We start from the raw sequence: 21021 nt of genomic DNA on the forward strand, positions 1-21021 counted from the left end.
ATGGTATCATAAAATGATGAGTATAATAAGGAGATAAAGAATATGATTCGCTTATTTTCGTCTTTAGGACGTGATTTAGGAATAGATATTGGCACCGTAAATACACATATTCATGTGCTAGGTCGAGGTGTAGTTTTATCAGAACCTTCACTGGTGGCTACGGATACAAAACAAGAAGGTATTGTGGCTGTTGGCTCTGATGCGGAGCGCTTATTGCTGCGTACGCCAGATATGCTGGATGAAATGCGCCCCTTGCGGGATGGCTTTATTGTAGATTATAGGGTTATGCTAACTATGCTGCGCCATTTTATGGGAAAAGCATCACGTTCAGTGGGCCGAGCTCGCGTTATTATGGCGGTACCTTGTGGCATTACTGATGTAGAGCGACGGGCCATGACTGATGCCATAATTCAGGCGGGGGCACGAGAAGCGTATTTAATTGAAGCACCCGTAGCAGCCGCTTTAGGCTGCAATCTACCGGTATTTGAACCTATTGGCAATATGGCTGTTGATATTGGTGGCGGTACTACCGATATTGGGGTTATGTCTTTGGGCGGTAAAGTATTAGCTAAGACGGCCCGTATTGGTGGGCATGATTTTAATACTGAGATTTTAGGATATATAAAAAATACCTACTCTGTTATGATGGCGGAAGAAACGGTGGAGCAAATTAAACTTGATTTAGGTTCCGCATTGCCGCCAGAAGAAAATGAGGAAGTATCATTTTTAGGCCGTGATATTGGAAATGGTTTGATGAAGCGTGTGACAATTCACAAATCAGAAATATATGATGTGTTGCAAATGCCTTTACAGCATATTGTAGATGAAATTAAAAATGTGGTGGAGCAGATTCCACCTGAATTGGCGGCTGATATTTTGGAGCGTGGCATGGTGTTAACCGGTGCCACAGCCTTGATGGAAGGGTTGGGGCAACGTATTAGTGGAGAACTAGGGATTCCTGTTCATATCCCTAAGGACCCTGGTTTTGCTGTAGCAGTAGGACTTGGTCAAGCCTCCAAAGAATTTGAACGAATGGATCGATTTATTATTGCTTCGAAGAGTCGGAAAGGAAGGGCTTAATGTTTTCGTCAGATAGAAAATTAATTGCTTTTGTTGGCTTATGCTGCGTATTTTTAGCCCTTTTAGGTTATGCGTGGAAGCAGCGCACAAGTATTCCCTATGTATCGGTAGCCCTTGAGCAAGTAACTACACCATTTACATATGGTGCATCACGCTTTTTAGGCTCCTTTAATACAGGGATAACAGTTATTGATAATGCCATTAATGGGACCAAAGAATTGGACCAGCTTCGCAATGAAAAAGCTGCATTAGAACAAAAGGTAGTTAATTATGATGAAGTGGTGGCTGAAAATATTCGCCTTCGCCAGCTCGTAGCATTTGAGACGAGCCATCGCCAATTTGATATGGTGGCAGCGGCTGTAGTGACTCGCGATTTTGGTACTTGGACGAATACATTTACTATTGACCGTGGTACAGAAGAAGGTCTTGCTGTGAATATGCCTGTACTGATTCCTGGCGGGGTAGTTGGTTTCATTAGTGATGTATACCCTCACTCGGCAAGAGTTCAGACGATTTTAGACCCTCGTACATCCATAGGGGTTATTGTGCAGCGCCCTGAATCTCGCGTTGCTTCGGTTGTAAAGGGAAATGGTAGTAATCCGAATGAACCTTTACTTGTTAATGTAGCACGGGATGGCGATGTATTGACTGGTGATACGCTTATTACCTCTGGTTATGGCGGAATTTATCCTAAGGGCCTATTAGTAGGTCATGTGGCGCGCATTGATAATGATTCGGAAGGCTTTGTAAAAAATGCGGTGGTTCAGCTCTCTGCTGATTTGAGCAATGTAGAAGAAGTATTTGTTATCTTACGATCTCGTGAAGGTGAATTAGACAAACCAAGTCTTACACCAAAGCTTGTGCCACAAACACAGCGTGACCAAGTGGAAGGGGTCAAAGGAGCACAATAATGAAGACTTTATTATATGTTCTAATGGGCATTTTAACCTTTTTGATACAGGCTGATGCCTTTCCCATGTTGTTTAAACATGAATGGATGCCTAATTTAATTTTAGTATGGGTCATTGTGCTATCTCTTTTAAAAGGCCGTCGTATAGGGCTTGGCGTAGCCATTTTAGGCGGACTCATACATGACTTAGTTATATCCAATGCCTTTGGGCTTCATTTTTTCCCTTACATTGTGGTGGCCTATTTTGTGAGTATTTGGTCCCATTCTGTATATGAAGAACAGTGGTATGTTACATTTGCTTGGGTGTCAGGTGCTACGGTACTAGATATGATAGTGCGCATGGGCATGCTATGGTTAGGACGGGAAGAACTAATCTTTGGCACCTATATATGGCATCATATTTGGCCTGTTTGGTGGCTTAATGGCCTCATTGGCATTGTGTTACATGAATTGATTTGGAATATGGAAGAACGAGATGAATATATTTGGTAGTTACTGATTATGCATGATTAGCCTGTTGATGAAGGGGCGTATTTTACTAATTATGTGTAGATGGACTACTAATTACATTTAACTAGCAGGTGGTTTTAAATAGAAAGGAGGCAGTCATTTGTTAGAAGCTCTCTATAAAAAGAATAAAAAAGGTCGCTTTGATGCCTTATTGTACATTGTCTGCCTTATTTTTCTGGTGCTTATAATCCGCTTATTTTACCTGCAAATTATGGATGGTGAATACTATCATACGAAGGCAGAAGGCAATCGCTTGCGCATGGTTACTATGACGGCAGCGCGTGGCGTTATGTATGATCGCAATGGTCAAATTGTTGCCGGTTCTCGCCCTGCGTACACAGTGTCTATGATGCCTACGGGGAAAGAGATTTCTGAGGATGAGCTCAATCGACTCGCTCAGATGCTCAATATTAAAGTAGAGTCCATCAAAGAAAAAATTGCAGCTCACAAGGGCGGTTATGAACCAATTCGCTTAGCCACGGATATTACGATGGACCGCGTAACTATGATTGAAGAACACCGTCATGAATTACCGGGCGTAAGTATTGAAGTGGAGCCGCTTCGCTATTATCCTTATAATACCTTAGCCTCTCAGTTGCTCGGTTATGTAGGGGAAGTTAGTGAAGATGAACTCAATGAGATAAAAACTGAAAATCCTGAAACCTTAGTGGGGCCAGGAACTATTCTCGGCCGATCTGGTTTAGAAAAAATGTATGATGATGTATTGCGCGGCATTGACGGAGGTAAACAAGTGGAAGTGGACGCCTCTGGCCGGCCTGTAGCGGAAGTGGGTCGTAAGGATACGATTCCAGGACGGGATATTCACTTAACTATTGATTTGCCTCTTCAGAAAGCCGCTGAAAAGGCGGTAGCTAATCAAATTGCCTCACTTCGTGCCCAAGGTATTCCTGCTCGCGGTGCTGCCGTAGTGGCTATGGACCCTAACACAGGGGCCGTTTTAGCGATGGTAAGTAATCCGGGCTTTGACCCGAACTGGTTTGCTCGCGGTATTACATCGGCTCAATGGAATATGTTAAACACAGATCAGAACCATCCGTTTGATAATAAAGTTATTTCTGGTGAATATCCACCAGGCTCACCGTTTAAAATTGTAACAGGTGCAGCAGCTTTAGAATTAAAGAAAGTAACACCTAATGAAATGATTTTCGATAGTGGTCGTCACTGGTTAATTGACAAGCGGAATGCGGAAGGGGAAGCACTTGGTTGGCTCGATTTTAATACGGCTTTGGCCAAATCTGACAATGTGTATTTCTATGAAATGGGCAATCGTATTGGTATTGAAAATATTGATAAATACGCTAAGATTTTTGGCCTTGGCGAAAAAACGGGTATTAAGCTCTATGGCGAGGCTGAAGGTAATTTAGCAAGTCCTGAGTATAAACGTAAAGTGTTTGACCAAGATTGGTACTTAGGGGAAACCTTTGATGCTGCCATTGGTCAGTCCTATACATTGGTAACACCACTACAGATGGCCGTTTTGATGTCAGAAGTGGCTAATGGTGGTATTCGTTATCAGCCGTATGTGGTGAGCCGCATCGATAATAGCGATGGTACGCCAGCTGAAATTTTTGGACCTCGTCAAATTGGTGTGTTACAAGTGTCTAAAACTGTTATGGATCTAATTCGTAATGCTTTACGCGATGTAACAGCAGAAGGTGGTACGGCGGGACAACTCTTTAAAGGGTGGCCTATTGCTGTAGCCGGTAAGACGGGGACGGCGGAAAATGCCACAGGGCGAGACCATGGTTGGTTTGTAGCCTATGCACCGTATGATAAACCACGTATTGTGGTGGTAGCCCTTGTAGAGCAAGGGAGCTTTGGTGCTGGTTCAGCAGGACCTATCGTTCGTGATGTATTGGCTGAGTATTTTAAAATTAATGGTGGATCTGATGCTGATACATCTAATGGTGCGGATAGTAGCAATGGGACTAATTCTGCACAGAACGATGCAAGTCGATTAAATAATTCGACTACAGATTCTACCAATTCCAGCACTACTTCTTCGGATAGTGCAAATGGTACAGAGCAAAATAGCATGACTCAGACTACAGGTCCGCAAGCACGATAGAACACAATAAAGGCACCATAAACATATGGTAAACATAAGATAAACGGATGATTAAAATGGATAAAATATAATAAACGTACAATAAAAACACAATAAAAGTACATATAAATATATGATGCAAACACGGAAAATGTATGATAAAAGTGTGTTAACAATACAAAATCTAGAAATAGGCCGTTTTACAAGTATGAGAAAGGAGCTTCCATGGGACGAATAATCTCTATTATGTCTGGTAAAGGTGGCGTAGGTAAGACTACCTTAACTGCCTCTTTAGGAGCAGCACTAAGTCGAGCAGGTCACAAAGTATTGATTACTGATGCTGATTTTGGCATGCGTGATTTAGACCTAGTGGTGGGCAAGGAAAATGATATTTTCTTTGATGCTATCGATATTTGCCAAGAAAACTGTACGTCTGACTATGCCATCTTGCCTTTAGGTACAGATTTTGACTTCTTGCCTGCTACGCAAAGTCGCCGTTGGGAAGATGTAGGTCGCAAGGGCTATGCTAAGCTCATAAAACGACTTGCTAAGCGATATGATTATGTCATTATAGATGCACCTGCAGGGATTGGGCGTGGTAATGAAGCTATTTTCAGAGCGGCAGATCAGATTGTACTTGTAGCAGAACCTATATGGGTCTCCATGCGGGCCGTGCAGCGAGTTATGCAAATGTGCCGTGAAGTACGTCAGTTAAATTATATGATTGTCCTAAATAATGTAGGTCAAAGTAAAGCTCAAGTTTCGTTAGATGATGCATTAGGAGCTTTGCAGGTAGAACGGTTGGGCACCATTTTACCTTATAGGGAAAGTATTCAAACATGGTCGCAAGAAGGCTTATTGCATGAAGAAATTGATCCATTTTTTGATCATATGATGAAAGCTTTGGTAAAATCCATTGTGTCTGATGAATATATGGAAGAGCCTGAATTAGTTGCTCTATGGCAACGAATGAAAGATACATACATGGATTCTTCAAATGTAGGGCACGACATAGAGTATTTGGAAAAAGAATCAAATGATGTCCTTGAGGTGGTGCCAGGTGAATCTGAAGTAGAAACCACTGAGGAATCTGTTGAGAACACTGTTGAGAAATCCGTTGAGGAAACTGCTGGGCAATTCGTTGAGAACACTGTTGGGCAATCCGTTGAAGAACCTGTTGAGCAATCCGTTGAGGAAACTGTTGAGGACCCCGTTAAGGAAACTGTTGGAAAAGCCGATGGGGAATCTATTGAGAACGCCGATGGAGCCGCTTCAGTGTCTATATCGGAGCATAGAGCGAACGATACGGATACTATAGCTGCCCATGAAGCTGAAGGAGTCTCTCCTGAAAGCCCTACAGAAACTGTATTACCTAAGAAAAAGGGCGGCCTAGCGTCATTATTACGCCGTCAGCTTACAAGCTTGTGGTCAAGACGCGGTCGCATGCGATAGGAGGATAGAATGTGGCAGAAAATTTGGCGTGAGTGGGATTGGACATTAGTTATATGTACTGTCGCACTGATTGCCTTAGGCACTGTAGTAATTGGGAGTGCAACCCACATAAATCGAGAAGGGCTTAGTTTTGATGATTTAGTGAGTAAACAATTGCTCTTCTTCGTTATTAATATTATTGTTGTTGTATTATTGCAATGGTTTGATTATCGGCGCCTTCGCTATTGGGGTCGCCCTTTATATGTGATTACTATTGTATTATTGCTAGCTGTTATGTTTGTTGGTACCTCCGCTCTAGGGGCACAGCGGTGGATTCAAATTGGACCTATTACAGTGCAGCCGTCGGAGTTTACTAAATTGCTTATGATTATTAGTATGGCTAGCATGATGGAATCAAGAGTTAATAAGTTAAATACATTTAAATCTTTATTGCCTATAGTTCTATTTGTAGGTATTCCTGCATTCTTGGTGTTTAAGCAACCGGACTTGGGCACAAGTTTAGTATATTTAGCTATTTTGTGTGGCATGCTCTTTGTTGGCGGCATTCGCATGCGCCTCGTTCAGATTATTGTAGGCGCAGCAGTTATTCTAGCGCCTTTAGGCTGGTTTGTTCTTCAAGAATATCAGAAGCAGCGTATTTTAGTGTTTTTAAACCCTAATATAGATCCTTTCGGTGCAGGCTACCATATTATTCAATCCAAGATTGCTATTGGGTCTGGCATGATTCTAGGAAAGGGCTTATTTGAAGGTACACAAAGTCAGCTTAACTTCTTGCCGGAAAATCATACAGATTTTATTTTTTCTGTAGTTGGTGAAGAATTGGGCTTTGTAGGCTGTGTAATAGCTCTATTATTGCTCTTTGTTATCATCTATCGCTGTATAGTGATTGCACGAAGTGCTAATGATACATTTGGCATGCTATTAGCTACCGGTGTAGGCTCTATGCTCGTATTCCAAGTGCTTGTTAATGTAGGTATGACTACGGGCGTTATGCCTGTTACGGGGATTCCTTTGCCCTTCATTAGCTATGGGGTAAGTGCGTTGACTACGAATATGATTAGCGTAGGTTTATTGTTAAATATTGCCATGCATCGTAAGAAACTCATGTTCTAGCGCTTTAGAGAATAGAAGGTAAGTTTATAATATAGGGTAAAACCAAGGTGTAATTTAAGATATAAACCAAGATGTAATCTAAGTTATAAGCTAAGGTGTAATCTAAGCTATAAACTAAGGTGTAAGCTAAGTTATAAACTAAGGTGTAAGCTAAGGATTAAACTGTGTTATAAACTAAGGTTTAAACTGAGTTATAAATATAGACATAAAGATGTTAGTAAACAAAAAGCAAACAAAAGCTATATTAATTTTAAATTTAAGTTTTATAGACTGAATATAGATATTTTATAGATTATAATAGGAGGTCCTATGGTTCATTTAGATCCCAGTTGGTTGCAACATGTGGAGAAACCAGCCCGCTACATGGGGGGCGAATGGAATAGTGTTGTAAAAGATCATAACGAAGTGGATGTTACAATTTGCTTGGGGTTCCCTGATGTATACGAAGTAGGTATGAGTCATTTGGGGATTAAGATTTTATATTCCATCGTAAATGAGCGTCCTGATTTTGCAGCAGAGCGCGTATGTGCCCCTTGGCATGATATGGAAGAGGAGATGCGTAAGCGCCAGATTCCACTTCATTCTTTAGAAACAAAAACACCAGTGCGCGATTTTGATTTCTTAGGATTTACCCTTCAATATGAGATGAGTTATACCAATATCTTGAATATGTTGGATTTAGGAGGTATTCCATTTTATAGTAAAGAACGCGATTTATCGTATCCATTACTTATTGCCGGTGGCCCTTGTGCGTATAATATGGAACCAATTGCTGATTTCTTTGATATTGTAAATCTTGGTGAAGCAGAAGAATCCATAATTGAAGTCATGGACTTGTACAAGGCAGAGAAAGCGGCCGGCTTCCCTGACGGCAAAGAAGGTTTCCTTCGTAAAGCCGCGCAGATTCCAGGTACTTATGTGCCATCCTTGTATGAACCAGAATATACAGAACATGGCGATTTCAAGGGAATGAAAGTATTGGCTCCAGAAGCGCCAGCTGTAGTAGAAAAGCGTATTATTGAAGATATGGAGCATGTGCATTATCCAACTAAGCCTGTTGTGCCCTATTTAGATGTAGTACATGACCGTGCTGTACTCGAATTATTCCGCGGTTGTACTCGTGGTTGCCGTTTCTGCCAGGCTGGCATGCTTTATCGCCCTGTTCGTGAACGTACTCCGGAACGATTAGTACAACTTGCTAAGGAAATTATTGCTAACACAGGTTATAATGAAATTTCCCTTATGTCCTTAAGTTCGGCGGACTATTCTAAATTGCCTGAGTTGGTAGACATGCTTATGGAAGAGTTTAAAGATAAACAAGTGCGCGTAAGCTTACCATCCCTCCGTATTGATGCATTTTCCATTGATATTGCAAAAAAAGTGCAGCAAGTGCGTAAAAGTGGCCTTACCTTTGCACCAGAAGCTGGTTCTCAGCGCATGCGTGATGTAATTAATAAAGGCGTTAGTGAAGAAGACTTAATCGCCGCCTGTACGAATGCTTTTAAATCAGGCTGGAATACAGTTAAATTATATTTCATGATGGGGCTTCCTACTGAAACTGATGAAGATGTGGCAGGTATTGCTGATTTAGCTTATAAAGTGCTAGATTTACATCGTGAAATTACAGGGAAACGAAATGGCAAAGTTACTGTAAGTGTATCGTTCTTTGTACCGAAGAGCCATTCACCATATCAATGGTATGGCCAACAAAGTGTGGAAGAAATTCATCGCAAGCAGCAATATCTTAAAACTTTGATTAACAATCGCAATATTTCCTATCATTATCATGATGGTGCAACTGGCTATATGGAAGCTGTGTTTGCGCGTGGAGATCGCCGTTTAGCAAAGACTCTAGTTGAAGCATGGAAACTAGGGTGTAAATTTGATGGTTGGACGGAGTTCTTCTCCTTAGACCGCTGGTTAGAAGCCTTCAAAAATACGGGAATTGACCCAGATTACTATGCGCGTCGCGATCGTGATTTTGATGAACCATTGCCATGGGATCATTTAGATGATACAGTATCTAAAAAATATTTAAAAATGGAATGGGACCGCGCTGTAAAAGCCGAATTGACTCATGATTGTCGTCGCTTGCCATGTAATGGCTGTAATGTATGTCCTGCGCTTGATACAGCGATTATTGATTATAAGGAGGGTGGACGCGTTGAAAAAAATACGTTTGGCTTTAAATAAAGGTGAACAATTACGCTTTTTATCCCACCTGGACTATGCACAGGCTGTAGAGCGTATGATTCGTCGCGCGGAAATAAAAATGGCCTATTCTGAAGGATTTAATCCTCATATGAAGATTAGTTTTTCCTCCGCCTTGGCCTTAGGCATCACCGCAGCTGTTGAATATGTGGACATGGATATTTTAGAAGATGTGCCTGTAGAAACTATTATAGATCGTTTAAAACAGGTGGCCCCTCCAGGACTTGAGCCTGTGGATGGCCGTGAGATGCCTGATAAAGTGAAAAAGCTGATGGCTATCTGTAATTATGCTGTTTATGAAGTGAATGGTCCTGTTGTAATTGATGGTAAAATCGCTACGCCAGAAGCTGCAGCGGCTATTGATTGGGCCAGTGTACTTAAAGAATTCAATGATGCTGAAGCTATTGAGTATGAAAAGGTAACACCTAAGAAACGTCGCATGATTGATGTGAAACATTTTGTAAAAGAACCAATTACAGCCACTGTAAAAGATGGGCGAGTGACTTTGCGCATGGCTATTGGGATTTATCCAGAAGGCACTATGAAACCAGGGGAAGTGTGGAAACTTGGCATGGAAGCTTATGGCTGGCCAGTGGATGCGTCCTATGCGATTCATCGCAAGGCCATTATGATTGAGACTGAGGGTGTATTGAAGACGCCTTTTGAAGTATAAGAGATAATGCCTTTTGAAGTATAAAATATTATGCTTAATGGTTTTTATATTTAAATGTATTTAAACAATGGAAAGGAGGAGCCTATGAAACGGATTATTGCTAATGTCATGCCTGAAGAGACTCGCTTAGTCGTGGTTGATGAAACTAATGAATTAGTGGATATTGCTTTTCATCGTCAAAGTGAAGATGAGTTAATTAATCATATTTTCAAGGGCACTGTGCGAAATGTATTGCCTGGTATGGCAGCGGCCTTTGTAGATATTGGGGGCAAGCAAAATGCCTACTTAAATCTAAAGCAAGGTAAGCAGACTAAGTCGATGGGCAAATTATTTGTAGGCCAGCACATACTCGTACAAGTAGTGAAAGAGGAAATGCTTGGCAAGGGCGCCCGTGTTAGTGCCGATATTAGTTTGGCTGGCCGTTTTATGGTGCTCTTGCCTTATTCAGAAGGACTCCATATTTCTAAGCGCATTACAGATTCAAAACAGCGGGATGTATTGACGACTATGGCAGAGCCTTACTTAGCGAGTGGCTGTGGTTTGATTTTACGTACAGCAGCAGCTAAAGCGGCGCCGGAAGACCTAAAAGCAGATATAGAGTATTTATGGAATACGTGGATACAATTACAAAATCGCTTTAAAGTAGCCAAAGGTGGCACAGAGCTCTATGGTGATGCGGATTTTTGGTTCCGCGTACTGCGTGATTATGGGGCTACTGATGTAAAAGAAATCATTGTAGATGATGAAATGGCCTATGAGCGTCTTCGTGAGCTCTTGGCATTGACTAAATTGGATGCTCGAATTGAACTTGTTCATTATGAGGCGCGCACTCCCATTTTTAAAGCCTGGCCTATTGAAGAACAGCTTGAAGAACTCACCACCAATCGCGTAGCCTTGCCATCAGGTGGTTATTTACAAATTGATAGTACAGAAGCCCTCACTGTAATAGATGTAAATTCGGCTCATTTTACAGGGGCGCCGGAGGTTGCCAATGGAGCTGCGGGGGACCTAGCGGTAGCTAATAGTACTAAAAAGAATTCAGCCACTACCTTGCGGGCTAGTGAAGTGGCTGTAGCAGTAAATAAAGAAGCAGTCCAGATGATTGCAAAACAAATACGATTGCGCGATATAGGTGGCATTATTATTTGTGATTTTATTGACATGCCTAAGAAGGCACAACGTGATGCATTGCTTGATGAGTTGACGCGCCTGACTCGCACGGATCGGGTAAAAACAGTGGTTTGTGGCATAACTTCTTTGGGCCTTGTGGAACTGACGCGTAAGCGGGAGCGAAAAGGCATTCAGTCGCTGCTCTTTGATGATTGCGCTGCCTGTGGCGGTACAGGTTTGTTATTGTCATCAGAGACGGTGTATTTACAGATTTTGCGCCGCCTTCGCGAATTATATCGTCTAGGCCGTTTAAAGACCGATGTACAAGTCGATGTACATCCTGAGGTGGCACGATATTTTACAAAGCAAGGGCTCCAAGACCTTAGCAAGGAGTTAAAGCGCACTATAAAAGTAAGTGCTGACTCTACAGGAAGCCGTGAGGCGTATTCTTTATTAGCCTTGGATGAATCAACTAGTAGATGATAGGCAGGCCATATACTTCTAGTATATAAAAGGCAATTAACAGGCCTACATAGTAGGTCATATGTAGGATGTAGTATGTAGTATATAACATATAGTGTAATTCACAATAAAAAGAGATTTTGTAGTTGCTACAGGTCTCTTTTTTTCGTATAATATAAAGGTTAAATTAAGCAAGTGCTTTATATTAATTATGTATATTGTTTAGCCTATATGTGAGTCACAAGTGGAGAGGATGTCAGACCTATGTCGTTGTGGGAAATAGCTATTGTAGCTGTAAGTCTAGCTATGGATGCCTTTGCCGTAGCTATTGCTAAAGGACCTTGTATTTCAGACAAAGAACCATTAAAACGGATTGGTCTGCCTTTTTTATTTGGCCTGTTTCAGATGATTATGCCGCTTATTGGTTGGGTGATTGGGGCTCAATTGGCTGGAAAAATTGATGATTATGATCATTGGATTATATTCGCCCTTCTTGGTTATTTAGGGATTAATATGATTCGCAATAGCTGTAAGCCTGTGGAAGAAGGGGACATTATATGTCATTTAGTTAAATGGCGTGAAATGTTTGTTTTGGCCTTTGCTACTAGTATTGATGCATTAGCCATCGGCATTACGTTAGCCTTCTTTAGTGTGAATGTATGGACGGCGTCATCTATGATTGGCATTATTACCTTTGTTATCTCCTTAGGTGGTGTTTTCTTAGGACAGCAATTAGCAAAATTACTATCGGGTCGTGCTGAAATGATTGGTGGTTTTGTGTTAATTTTAATTGGCCTAAAAATCCTACTTCAACATTTAGGTATATTAACCTTGGCCATGATATAGAGTCGTGGTATTAACAAGAATAACTCCATTATATTAAATTGGAGGCATTCATTACTATTAAGCAGGATGAGCCCAATAGCATTAAATAGGTTGAGTTAGCTATATTAATATAGCGTTACATTATTACTTGAAGGTGTTAACCTATTACTTGGAATAAAGGATATAAATATATTGACATTTACATGTATATCATGTAAAATAAATTAGTCATAGTTTGGGTACGCCCAACTATTGCAGCCGCATGGAGAGGTTTGTAAAAGGTCCCTCATTCCATTAGGCATGAGAGAATACCGTATTCAGCGAGTTCGAAAACAAGGAGGTGTCACAATGTACGCAATCATTAAAACTGGTGGTAAACAATATCGCGTTGCAGAAGGCGATGTAATTACTATCGAAAAATTGGAAGCAGCTGCAGAAGAAACTGTAACGTTTGACGAAGTGTTAACTGTTGTTAACGATAGTGACGTAAAAGTTGGTCTTCCACTTGTGGACGGTGCAAAAGTAACAGGCAAAGTACTTGAACATGGTAAAGCGAAGAAGATTTTAGTTTTCAAATATAAATCCAAATCCAACTACCGTCGTCGTCAAGGTCATCGTCAACCGTTCACAAAGGTTCGCATCGAATCTATCGAGGCGTAAGACATGATCAGGATTCAAAGTGTTCGCAATGAGGCGTCTCAGATTGTAGATTGTCACATCACAGGACATGCTGAATATGATGAGCATGGATATGATATTGTGTGCGCTGCCGTATCGTCTTTAGCTTGCACTGCGGTGCTTGGCTTAGAAAAGGTGGCTAAACAGCGCGGCACATATACAAACAGCTCCGGTGACTTGATTATCAAACTTGATGGTGAGATCACTGATCAGAGCCAAGCTATATTGGAGACTATGATGCTCGGTCTCGAGGAAATTAGTAAACAGTATAGCGACTTTGTTACACTTAGTGATATGTAGGAGGTGAACGGAATGTTTACTTTTGATTTGCAATTATTTGCACATAAGAAAGGTGTATCCAGTACACGTAATGGTCGCGATAGCGAATCCAAACGTCTTGGCGTTAAATGTCATGATGGCTCCGTTGTAAAAAGCGGTAACATCATCGTTCGTCAACGTGGTACTCATTTCCATCCTGGCACTAACGTAGGTATCGGCAAAGACGATACTTTATTTGCTTTAGTTCCTGGTAAAGTTGCGTTTGAACGCGATGGTCGCTACAACCGTAAAGTTAGCGTATATCCAATCGAAGCGTAAGACTTTTAAGTCCCCTATGATTCGGTGGCTCTTTAGAGCTGCTGAGTTATAGGGGCTTTTTATTTAAGAACAAAGGGAGTGGATGCCTTCTAGATTCTCAGCTTGTCAAGCTCGAAGGTTCGTCTAAAAGACATCCAATCCCTTTATTGTTTGCTCATATAACGCCCTATAAAAGGTGATAAGCTGAAAAGAGTCAATGAATCATGAGGGGATTAGGGCATGGGGATTTTTGAAAAACACTACATATTATGCTCATAATGAATACGATACTGCACATAAAATAATGGTGTTTCTGTGCTCTTTAGGTGGTACAAGTGTTCCCAAAACTGGATAAAAGATGTATAATTAAGTCATATTCAAGAGATTCAATATAGCAGAAGCAAAGTGCATAGTAAGTATGCTTTACCTGAATGGACCATCGAAGTGTAGATGGTTATTGAGCTCGTACTTGGGAAAGGGCGAGGCACAGGGCTTCGCTATGGTATGAGTAAAGGAGATCAGTATGTACGACGTAAAATCTTCTAAGGCAGAAGAATTTATTAATCACGAAGAGATTTTAGATACTTTAGCATATGCTGAAGCAAATAAAGAAAACCGTGAATTGCTTGACCAAATTTTAGCTAAAGCAGCTACTTATAATGGTTTAAATCACCGCGAAGCAGCAGTGTTGTTGGAATGTCCATTGCCAGAGTATAAAGAGAAATTATTTGCTTTGGCGAAGGAAATTAAGCAAAAGATTTATGGGGATCGCATCGTATTATTTGCGCCACTTTATTTGTCTAACTATTGTGTAAATGGCTGTGTATATTGCCCATACCATGCCAAGAATCGTCATATTTCTCGTAAGAAATTGACTCAAGAGCAAGTTCGTGAAGAGGTATTAGCCCTTGAAGCTATGGGGCACAAACGTATTGTTATTGAGTCTGGTGAAGATCCAATCAACAATCCATTGGAATACATTTTAGAATGTATCAAAACAATTTATAGTATTAAGAATAAAAATGGTGAAATTCGCCGCGTTAATGTAAATATTGCTGCTTGTGAAGTGGAAGACTATAAGAAATTACATGAAGCAGGTATTGGTACCTATACTTTATTCCAAGAAACTTACAATAAAGAAAACTATGAAGCACTTCATCCACATGGGCCAAAGAGCAATTATGCATACCATACAGAAGCTATGGACCGCGCTATGAAGGGCGGCATTGATGATGTAGGGATTGGTGTATTATATGGTTTAGAGCATTATCGTTATGACTTTGTAGGCTTATTGATGCATGCAGAACATTTAGAAGCTGTATTCGGCGTAGGCCCTCATACGATTTCTGTACCGCGCATTTGCCCAGCCGATGATATTGATGTAGATGATTTCAGCAATGCTGTACCAGATGATGTGTTCGAAAAAATCGTTGCTTTAATTCGCGTGTCTACACCATATACAGGCATGATTATGTCTACTCGTGAAAGCCAACGCATGCGTGAACGTGGTCTAGCTCTTGGTATCTCCCAAATCAGTGGTGGCTCTCGTACAAGTGTAGGTGGCTATAAGGAAGAAGAGCTTCCAGAAGATAACTCCGCACAGTTTGATACAAGCGACCAACGCAGCTTAGATGAAATTGTAGATTGGTTGTTAGAACTTGGCTATGTTCCAAGCTTCTGTACTGCTTGCTATCGTGCAGGCCGTACTGGCGATCGCTTCATGGCCCTTGCGAAGAGTGGACAAATTCATAATTGCTGTCAACCAAATGCATTAATGACCCTTAATGAATATTTGCTTGACTATGCTAGCGATGAAACGAAAGCCACTGGCGAAGCTGTTATTGAAGAACAACTTCATAAGATTAAAAACGAAAAGGTAAAAGAAGCATCTGCTAAATACATTAAACAAATGGAACATGGTGAACGAGATTTCCGTTTTTAAGGGTATGAGACTTTATTTTTAAAGGTAGGGGACCTTGTTTTTAATTGATAAAATAATCGTCTAAATTTTAAATTTATGAATGAGTGATTACATTATTGATAATCACTCATTCTTTTTTTATGTAAGACGTATTGAGAAAAAATGCATATTTATTGTTTTACTAACTAGGGATATAGTGTATAATATAATTAAATTGATAATGATAATAGACTAATTAATTGTGTAAGGTTTAAATTGAGATTGAAATTCGATTAGCATATAATAAAGAACTTAGCCTATGACATGGCACTTAACTTATGACATAGTACTTAATATATATTATAGCTTGACGTATGTTAAATAATTTGTCATATGATTCAGGGCTTGCTGTATAATATAAGTTTTGGTATATGGAAAGGGATTCATTATAGGCTAAAGAAATTTTACTTTCATTTAAACAGAGATAGAGTGAGACATATGAAACAGTGTAAAGCGAAACGATGGCGCTTAGCACCGAGCCATATGGATATGCAGGAAGAACTGGTAGAAAGTTTAGGTGTATATCCTATTGTGGCGAAACTATTAATTGATCGAGGCATTACTACAGCTGAAGCGGGGCGACAGTTTCTAGGTGGTCAGCTATCTGACCTTCTAGATCCTTTTTCTTTAAAGGGGATGCGAGAAGCCGTTCCTCTTATTGAATCGGCTGTAGATAAAAAAGAAAAAATCGTCATTTATGGCGATTACGATGTAGATGGTATTACAGCTACATCATTGATGTATCGATTTTTAACACGTTTAGGTGCTAATGTAAGCTACTATATTCCAGAACGACAAAGTGAAGGCTATGGCCTTAATGAAGAGGCTTTAGAGCATATTATTGCTGATGGAACGGCCTTGGTGATTACCGTGGACTGTGGCATTAGCTCCTATGATATTGTGGAAGCCGTAAGGGACCGGCTGACTATGATTATTACAGACCACCATACGGCACCACCTATTATTCCACGAGCTGCAGCAGTGATTAATCACAAGCAGCCAGATTGTCCCTATGAAGATAAAAATTTATCCGGTGTGGGTGTGGCCTTTAAACTGTGCCAGGCTTTATGGAAAGAGCGCACAGGGGAGGACTATTTAGAAGATTTAGACATTGTAGCCCTTGGTACAGTGGCTGACGTAGTCCCTTTAGTGGGGGAAAACCGCATCATTGTACGAGAAGGACTTCGTAAAATGAATGAAAGTCCTAATCTAGGCATTGCGTCTTTAGTGGATGTAGCTGGCTTAGGGGGCAAGAAACTGACTGCTGGTCATATAGGCTTTACCTTGGCGCCACGGCTCAATGCCGCTGGACGTGTGACCCATGCGACAAGGGCGGTAGAGTTATTGACTACTGAGGTACAAGATGAGGCCAATGCGATTGCAGAAGAATTACAGGAAACTAATTTAGAACGACAACAAATTGAGCGAGCCATTCATGATGAGGCGCGCCGCGATGTACTAGCCCAAGGTGAATTAGCTGATAAAGTTCTTGTTGTAGCTGGTGAAGGCTGGCATCCAGGGGTGATTGGTATTGTAGCATCGCGCTTAGTAGAGAAATTTTATAAACCTACTTTGGTTATTAGTATTCACGATGGTATAGGTAAGGGCTCTTGTCGAAGCATTGATAATTGCAATATTTATGAAGCGTTAAAATCGGCGGAAGATTTGCTCCTACAATTTGGTGGGCACAAGCAGGCAGCAGGATTTAGTATTGAAGAAAAAAATATTCCTGCCCTTCGTCAGCGACTTACAGAATATTGTGAAAATGCATTAACCGATGAGGACTATGTGCCTATTGTAGATATTGATGCGGCTATTGCTGCTGAAGATATTACGGTGGAGTTAATTGATCAAATAGAAACTTTAGAGCCTTATGGTATGGGCAATAGCACGCCAATCTTTGCTATTAACTCAATTTTAGTACAGGATGTATTTTTATTAGGGCAGCAAAAGAATCACTGCAAAATTATTTTACAGTCTAAGCTAGGCCCTTTAGATGCTATGATTTGGCATGGTGAAGAATATCATCGAGAAATATTTCCTGATGAGGCGGTAAAATTAGCCTTTTCCTTACAAAAGAATGAATGGCAAGGGCGCATTTCACCGCAGCTCATGGTACAGGATTTAAGTCCTTTAGACTCACAGCGAACTAAATTAACTACAGAGGGGCTAAGGGCTATGTATTTAATTGTAAAAGATGTATTTAGAAGCCCGACAGCACCTAAGTATATTGTTGAGTCAGAGGTCATCCATCGACATCCACCAGACCAAACAGACAAAGAGGCCATACTCGCCATTGAAGTGTTTAAGGAATTAGGTATTTTACAAGAAGAAACAACAGCCAATGGCTTAGCGGTGTACCGCTGGTGTCATGTGAAGGAAAAATTAGATTTAATTACATCCTTGACCTTTTTAAAGTACAGCACCTAAGGAGGTGAGGTATATGATCGAAAATGAAGAAGGTAAAGAGCTGGTCGAACAGACAGCCTTTAATAAAGAAGAAGAATTAAAGAACTTCATGGATATCGTTCATTCCTATTTAGATGATGACGATGCTAAGCGTATTTTAGAAGCCTTTGCAGTAGCAGATAAGGCGCATGCTACGCAAAAACGTGCCTCAGGGGAGCCTTATATTTTGCATCCTTTAGCAGTGGCCACTATTTTGGCACATTTACAAATTGATGGCACTACTTTAATTGCTGCCTTGCTCCATGATGTGGTAGAAGATACGGATGTTACGTTGGAGCAAGTGGAAGAGCTATTTGGTAAAGAAGTGGCCTTCCTTGTGGATGGTGTGACGAAATTAAATCAGTTCCAATATCACACGAAGGAAGACCAGCAATTAGAAAATTATCGCAAAATGATTTTGGCCATGGCTAAAGATGTACGCGTAGTGGTTATTAAGCTAGGGGACCGTTTACATAATATGCGCACCTTAAAGCATATGCGCAGTGATAAGCAAAAGCGTATTGCTCAAGAGACTTTGGAGATTTTTGCGCCATTAGCTCACCGTCTTGGTATTTTCAATATGAAATGGGAACTGGAAGACTTGTCGTTCCGTTATTTAGAGCCTGATAAATACTATGACTTAGTAGAGCAAATGAAGGAAAAACGCCATGTTCGCGAAGAGATTGTAAATGATACCATGGAGCAACTAAAAAAAGCTCTTGGGGAAGCACAGATTAAAGCTGATGTAAAAGGCCGTCCTAAACATTTTTATAGTATTTATAAAAAAATGAAAAAGGATAATCGTGACCTATCACAGATTTATGATCTATATGCAGTGCGCGTTATTGTAGATACGATTCCAGATTGTTATGCCGTGCTGGGGATTGCTCATAATTTATGGAAACCATTGCCATATCGTTTCAAAGATTATATTGCCATGCCTAAGTCCAATATGTATCAGTCTTTACATACGACTGTTATCGGCACAATGGGGCATTCCGTAGAAATTCAAATTCGCACTTGGGATATGCACCGCGTGTCTGAGTATGGTGTAGCCGCTCACTGGCGCTATAAGGAAGGCAATAAGGGGGGCGACAAGGATTTTGACCAAAAAGTAGGCTGGCTTCGCCAAGTTCTAGAATGGCAAGATTCGAGCAATCCTAAGGAATTGGTTAATGCCTTGAAGCTAGATGTATTTTCTGGTGAAGTATTTGTTTTCACCCCGCGTGGTGATGTGGTGAAATTGCCAAAAGGGGCTGTACCACTTGACTTTGCCTATCGCATTCACACTGATGTGGGGCATCGCTGTGTAGGGGCGAAGGTAAATGGTAAAATCGTGTCTCTTGACTATACCTTGCAAAATGGCGATATCGTAGATATTATTACGTCTAAAACAGGTAAGCCAAGTTTAGACTGGCTCAATATTGTAGGCTCTACAGAAAGTAAGAGTAAAATTCGCAATTGGTTTAAGAAAGAGAATAAGGAAGAAAATATTGTTAAGGGCCGCGAAATGCTCGAAAAAGAAGCACGCCGTCTCAATTATGAATGGAAGGCTCTTAATACGCCTGGCCGCTTAGAGCAGATTGCAAAAAGCTTAAATGCAGGTACTGAGTCCGAGCTCTTATCCGCTGTTGGTTATGGTGGTATTCCTGTTAATTCAGTGCTTCTTCGCATTGTAGATATGTACAAGCGGGAAATTGCTAAAGAAGACAATCGCCGTGATACGATGGCCATGTTAGAACGGCTTAAAATGCATGAGCCAGTGCGTAAGCGTTCGAGTATGGGCATTTTATGTAATGGCGAACCAGATGTAATGGTCCGCATGGCCCGGTGCTGTAATCCAGTGCCAGGGGATGAGATTGTAGGCTATATTACGCGCGGTCGTGGCGTATCCGTTCATCGTGCTGATTGCCCTAATGTGGGGCATACTAAAGAAGATGTGGATCGCATGATTGAAGTGGAATGGGACATTGCTACTAAGGATAATTTCCATGTAGCTGTAGACATTCAGGCCTATGACCGTGGTGGCATGCTTATGGAAATCATGGCGACCTTATCGGAAATGAAGATTAATATTGTAAATATTAATGCTAAAGTGGACGATACGAAGAATGCGAATATTAATTTAATTATAGAAATTCGCGACTTATCACAGCTCGATTTTGTTATGACTAAATTGCGCCGCATTCGCGATGTATACTCGGTGCAGCGCGCCAATGGTAGCAATTGATGAGGCATGCCTGATGGTAGAATACATAAAATTTGTTTAGAATTTCTAGCAGGTTCTAACTATTTTTAGATATTCAAAGGCAGGCGCGAAATGGGAGGGATATACATGAGAGCTGTAGTACAACGCGTATCTAAGGCTAGCGTCACCGTAGATGGTGATGTAGTGGGCAATATAGGGCAAGGGGTGCTTGTTTTGCTCGGTGTTGGCAAAGAGGATACGGATAAAGATGCTAAGTATTTAGCAGAAAAAATTGTAAATTTACGCATTTTTGAAGATGATGCAGAAAAAATGAATCTCTCCTTATTAGATATACAAGGGTCTGTGCTCGCTGTATCGCAGTTTACCTTATATGGTGATGTGCGCAAGGGACGGCGTCCTGGTTTTGATCAGGCGGCACCACCAGCTGAGGCAAATCGTTTGTATGAAATCTTTGTGGAGGCTGTGAAAGCCTTAAACTGTCCTGTAGAAACAGGCGTATTTCAGGCTGATATGAAGGTAGAGCTCATTAATGATGGGCCGGTGACGATATTGCTGGACAGTCAAAAATTGTTTTAATACAAGTTTGTTAATAGAGCTATAAAATAAACTCGTGTTACATAAAAGTATTTTAAAATCTAGTGTTATATAAAAAGTGTTATATAAAAGTAGTTTAAAATACAATTTTTATTATGGTAATGAGAGATTACATATTTATTATGATAATGAGAGATTATAT

General features: G+C 40.8%; 17 protein-coding genes. All 17 read left to right on the top strand.

What is annotated here, in order from left to right:
* The first annotated feature begins 42 nt into the window (after window positions 1–42).
* The 17 genes from Q0376_RS03410 to dtd all read left to right on the top strand — a co-directional run bounded on the left by Q0376_RS03410 (window position 43) and on the right by dtd (window position 20861).
* Window positions 43–1080, top strand: coding sequence for a rod shape-determining protein (locus Q0376_RS03410; protein ID WP_298704115.1), 1038 nt, complete (start codon window positions 43–45; stop codon window positions 1078–1080).
* Complete coding sequence (mreC, locus tag Q0376_RS03415; RefSeq protein ID WP_298704117.1) at window positions 1080–1991, top strand: rod shape-determining protein MreC; 912 nt, start codon at window positions 1080–1082, stop codon at window positions 1989–1991. Before Q0376_RS03410 ends, mreC begins: the two co-directional genes overlap by 1 nt.
* The gene (gene mreD, locus Q0376_RS03420) at window positions 1991–2482 is read left to right on the top strand and encodes a rod shape-determining protein MreD (protein ID WP_298704119.1); all 492 of its coding nucleotides are present in this window, start codon (window positions 1991–1993) and stop codon (window positions 2480–2482) included. Before mreC ends, mreD begins: the two co-directional genes overlap by 1 nt.
* Window positions 2483–2600: 118 nt before the next feature.
* Window positions 2601–4589, top strand: a complete 1989-nt coding sequence (mrdA, locus tag Q0376_RS03425) for a penicillin-binding protein 2 (RefSeq protein WP_298704121.1) — start codon at window positions 2601–2603, stop codon at window positions 4587–4589.
* A 204-nt stretch (window positions 4590–4793) separates the two neighbouring features.
* Entirely contained in the window at window positions 4794–6020 is a 1227-nt protein-coding gene (locus tag Q0376_RS03430; RefSeq protein ID WP_298704123.1) for an AAA family ATPase, read from the top strand.
* A 9-nt stretch (window positions 6021–6029) separates the two neighbouring features.
* Window positions 6030–7133: a rod shape-determining protein RodA gene (rodA, locus tag Q0376_RS03435; RefSeq protein ID WP_298704125.1), complete on the top strand. Its 1104-nt coding sequence runs from the start codon at window positions 6030–6032 to the stop codon at window positions 7131–7133.
* A gap of 309 nt (window positions 7134–7442) precedes the next feature.
* Window positions 7443–9326 (top strand): TIGR03960 family B12-binding radical SAM protein, encoded by a 1884-nt coding sequence (locus Q0376_RS03440; RefSeq protein ID WP_298704127.1) that lies wholly within the window; start codon window positions 7443–7445, stop codon window positions 9324–9326.
* On the top strand, window positions 9298–10017 hold the full coding sequence (locus Q0376_RS03445) for a TIGR03936 family radical SAM-associated protein (RefSeq protein ID WP_363302984.1): 720 nt from the start codon (window positions 9298–9300) through the stop codon (window positions 10015–10017). Before Q0376_RS03440 ends, Q0376_RS03445 begins: the two co-directional genes overlap by 29 nt.
* 84 nt (window positions 10018–10101) lie before the next feature.
* Entirely contained in the window at window positions 10102–11610 is a 1509-nt protein-coding gene (locus Q0376_RS03450; RefSeq protein WP_298704130.1) for a ribonuclease E/G, read from the top strand.
* 243 nt (window positions 11611–11853) lie between these two features.
* A complete protein-coding gene (locus Q0376_RS03455; RefSeq protein ID WP_298704132.1) occupies window positions 11854–12435 on the top strand; it encodes a manganese efflux pump MntP family protein in 582 nt (193 codons plus the stop codon).
* 327 nt (window positions 12436–12762) lie between these two features.
* A complete protein-coding gene (gene rplU, locus Q0376_RS03460) occupies window positions 12763–13074 on the top strand; it encodes a 50S ribosomal protein L21 (protein WP_295790589.1) in 312 nt (103 codons plus the stop codon).
* A gap of 3 nt (window positions 13075–13077) precedes the next feature.
* Complete coding sequence (locus tag Q0376_RS03465) at window positions 13078–13392, top strand: ribosomal-processing cysteine protease Prp (protein WP_298704135.1); 315 nt, start codon at window positions 13078–13080, stop codon at window positions 13390–13392.
* 12 nt (window positions 13393–13404) lie between these two features.
* Complete coding sequence (rpmA, locus tag Q0376_RS03470) at window positions 13405–13689, top strand: 50S ribosomal protein L27 (RefSeq protein ID WP_295790580.1); 285 nt, start codon at window positions 13405–13407, stop codon at window positions 13687–13689.
* A 502-nt stretch (window positions 13690–14191) separates the two neighbouring features.
* Window positions 14192–15610, top strand: a complete 1419-nt coding sequence (hydG, locus tag Q0376_RS03475; RefSeq protein WP_298704137.1) for a [FeFe] hydrogenase H-cluster radical SAM maturase HydG — start codon at window positions 14192–14194, stop codon at window positions 15608–15610.
* Window positions 15611–16111: 501 nt separating this feature from the next.
* On the top strand, window positions 16112–18058 hold the full coding sequence (recJ, locus tag Q0376_RS03480; RefSeq protein ID WP_298704186.1) for a single-stranded-DNA-specific exonuclease RecJ: 1947 nt from the start codon (window positions 16112–16114) through the stop codon (window positions 18056–18058).
* A gap of 13 nt (window positions 18059–18071) precedes the next feature.
* Entirely contained in the window at window positions 18072–20306 is a 2235-nt protein-coding gene (locus Q0376_RS03485) for a bifunctional (p)ppGpp synthetase/guanosine-3',5'-bis(diphosphate) 3'-pyrophosphohydrolase (RefSeq protein ID WP_298704139.1), read from the top strand.
* A 105-nt stretch (window positions 20307–20411) separates the two neighbouring features.
* Window positions 20412–20861: a D-aminoacyl-tRNA deacylase gene (gene dtd / locus Q0376_RS03490; protein ID WP_298704141.1), complete on the top strand. Its 450-nt coding sequence runs from the start codon at window positions 20412–20414 to the stop codon at window positions 20859–20861.
* Window positions 20862–21021: the final 160 nt, after the last annotated feature.

This window comes from uncultured Veillonella sp., assembly GCF_937981445.1.
In the GTDB taxonomy this organism is placed as follows: Bacteria; Bacillota; Negativicutes; order Veillonellales; family Veillonellaceae; genus Veillonella_A.

Bases quoted from the DNA above. Each gene is read 5' to 3' on its own strand.
- dtd (WP_298704141.1), top strand. From the start codon at position 20,412: ATGAGAGCTGTAGTACAACGCGTATCTAAGGCTAGCGTCACCGTAGAT.
- Q0376_RS03440 (WP_298704127.1), top strand. From the start codon at position 7,443: ATGGTTCATTTAGATCCCAGTTGGTTGCAACATGTGGAGAAACCAGCC.
- mreC (WP_298704117.1), top strand. From the start codon at position 1,080: ATGTTTTCGTCAGATAGAAAATTAATTGCTTTTGTTGGCTTATGCTGC.
- rodA (WP_298704125.1), top strand. From the start codon at position 6,030: ATGTGGCAGAAAATTTGGCGTGAGTGGGATTGGACATTAGTTATATGT.
- Q0376_RS03430 (WP_298704123.1), top strand. From the start codon at position 4,794: ATGGGACGAATAATCTCTATTATGTCTGGTAAAGGTGGCGTAGGTAAG.
- hydG (WP_298704137.1), top strand. From the start codon at position 14,192: ATGTACGACGTAAAATCTTCTAAGGCAGAAGAATTTATTAATCACGAA.
- Q0376_RS03450 (WP_298704130.1), top strand. From the start codon at position 10,102: ATGAAACGGATTATTGCTAATGTCATGCCTGAAGAGACTCGCTTAGTC.
- Q0376_RS03465 (WP_298704135.1), top strand. From the start codon at position 13,078: ATGATCAGGATTCAAAGTGTTCGCAATGAGGCGTCTCAGATTGTAGAT.
- Q0376_RS03410 (WP_298704115.1), top strand. From the start codon at position 43: ATGATTCGCTTATTTTCGTCTTTAGGACGTGATTTAGGAATAGATATT.
- rplU (WP_295790589.1), top strand. From the start codon at position 12,763: ATGTACGCAATCATTAAAACTGGTGGTAAACAATATCGCGTTGCAGAA.
- mreD (WP_298704119.1), top strand. From the start codon at position 1,991: ATGAAGACTTTATTATATGTTCTAATGGGCATTTTAACCTTTTTGATA.
- Q0376_RS03455 (WP_298704132.1), top strand. From the start codon at position 11,854: ATGTCGTTGTGGGAAATAGCTATTGTAGCTGTAAGTCTAGCTATGGAT.
- rpmA (WP_295790580.1), top strand. From the start codon at position 13,405: ATGTTTACTTTTGATTTGCAATTATTTGCACATAAGAAAGGTGTATCC.
- Q0376_RS03485 (WP_298704139.1), top strand. From the start codon at position 18,072: ATGATCGAAAATGAAGAAGGTAAAGAGCTGGTCGAACAGACAGCCTTT.
- recJ (WP_298704186.1), top strand. From the start codon at position 16,112: ATGGATATGCAGGAAGAACTGGTAGAAAGTTTAGGTGTATATCCTATT.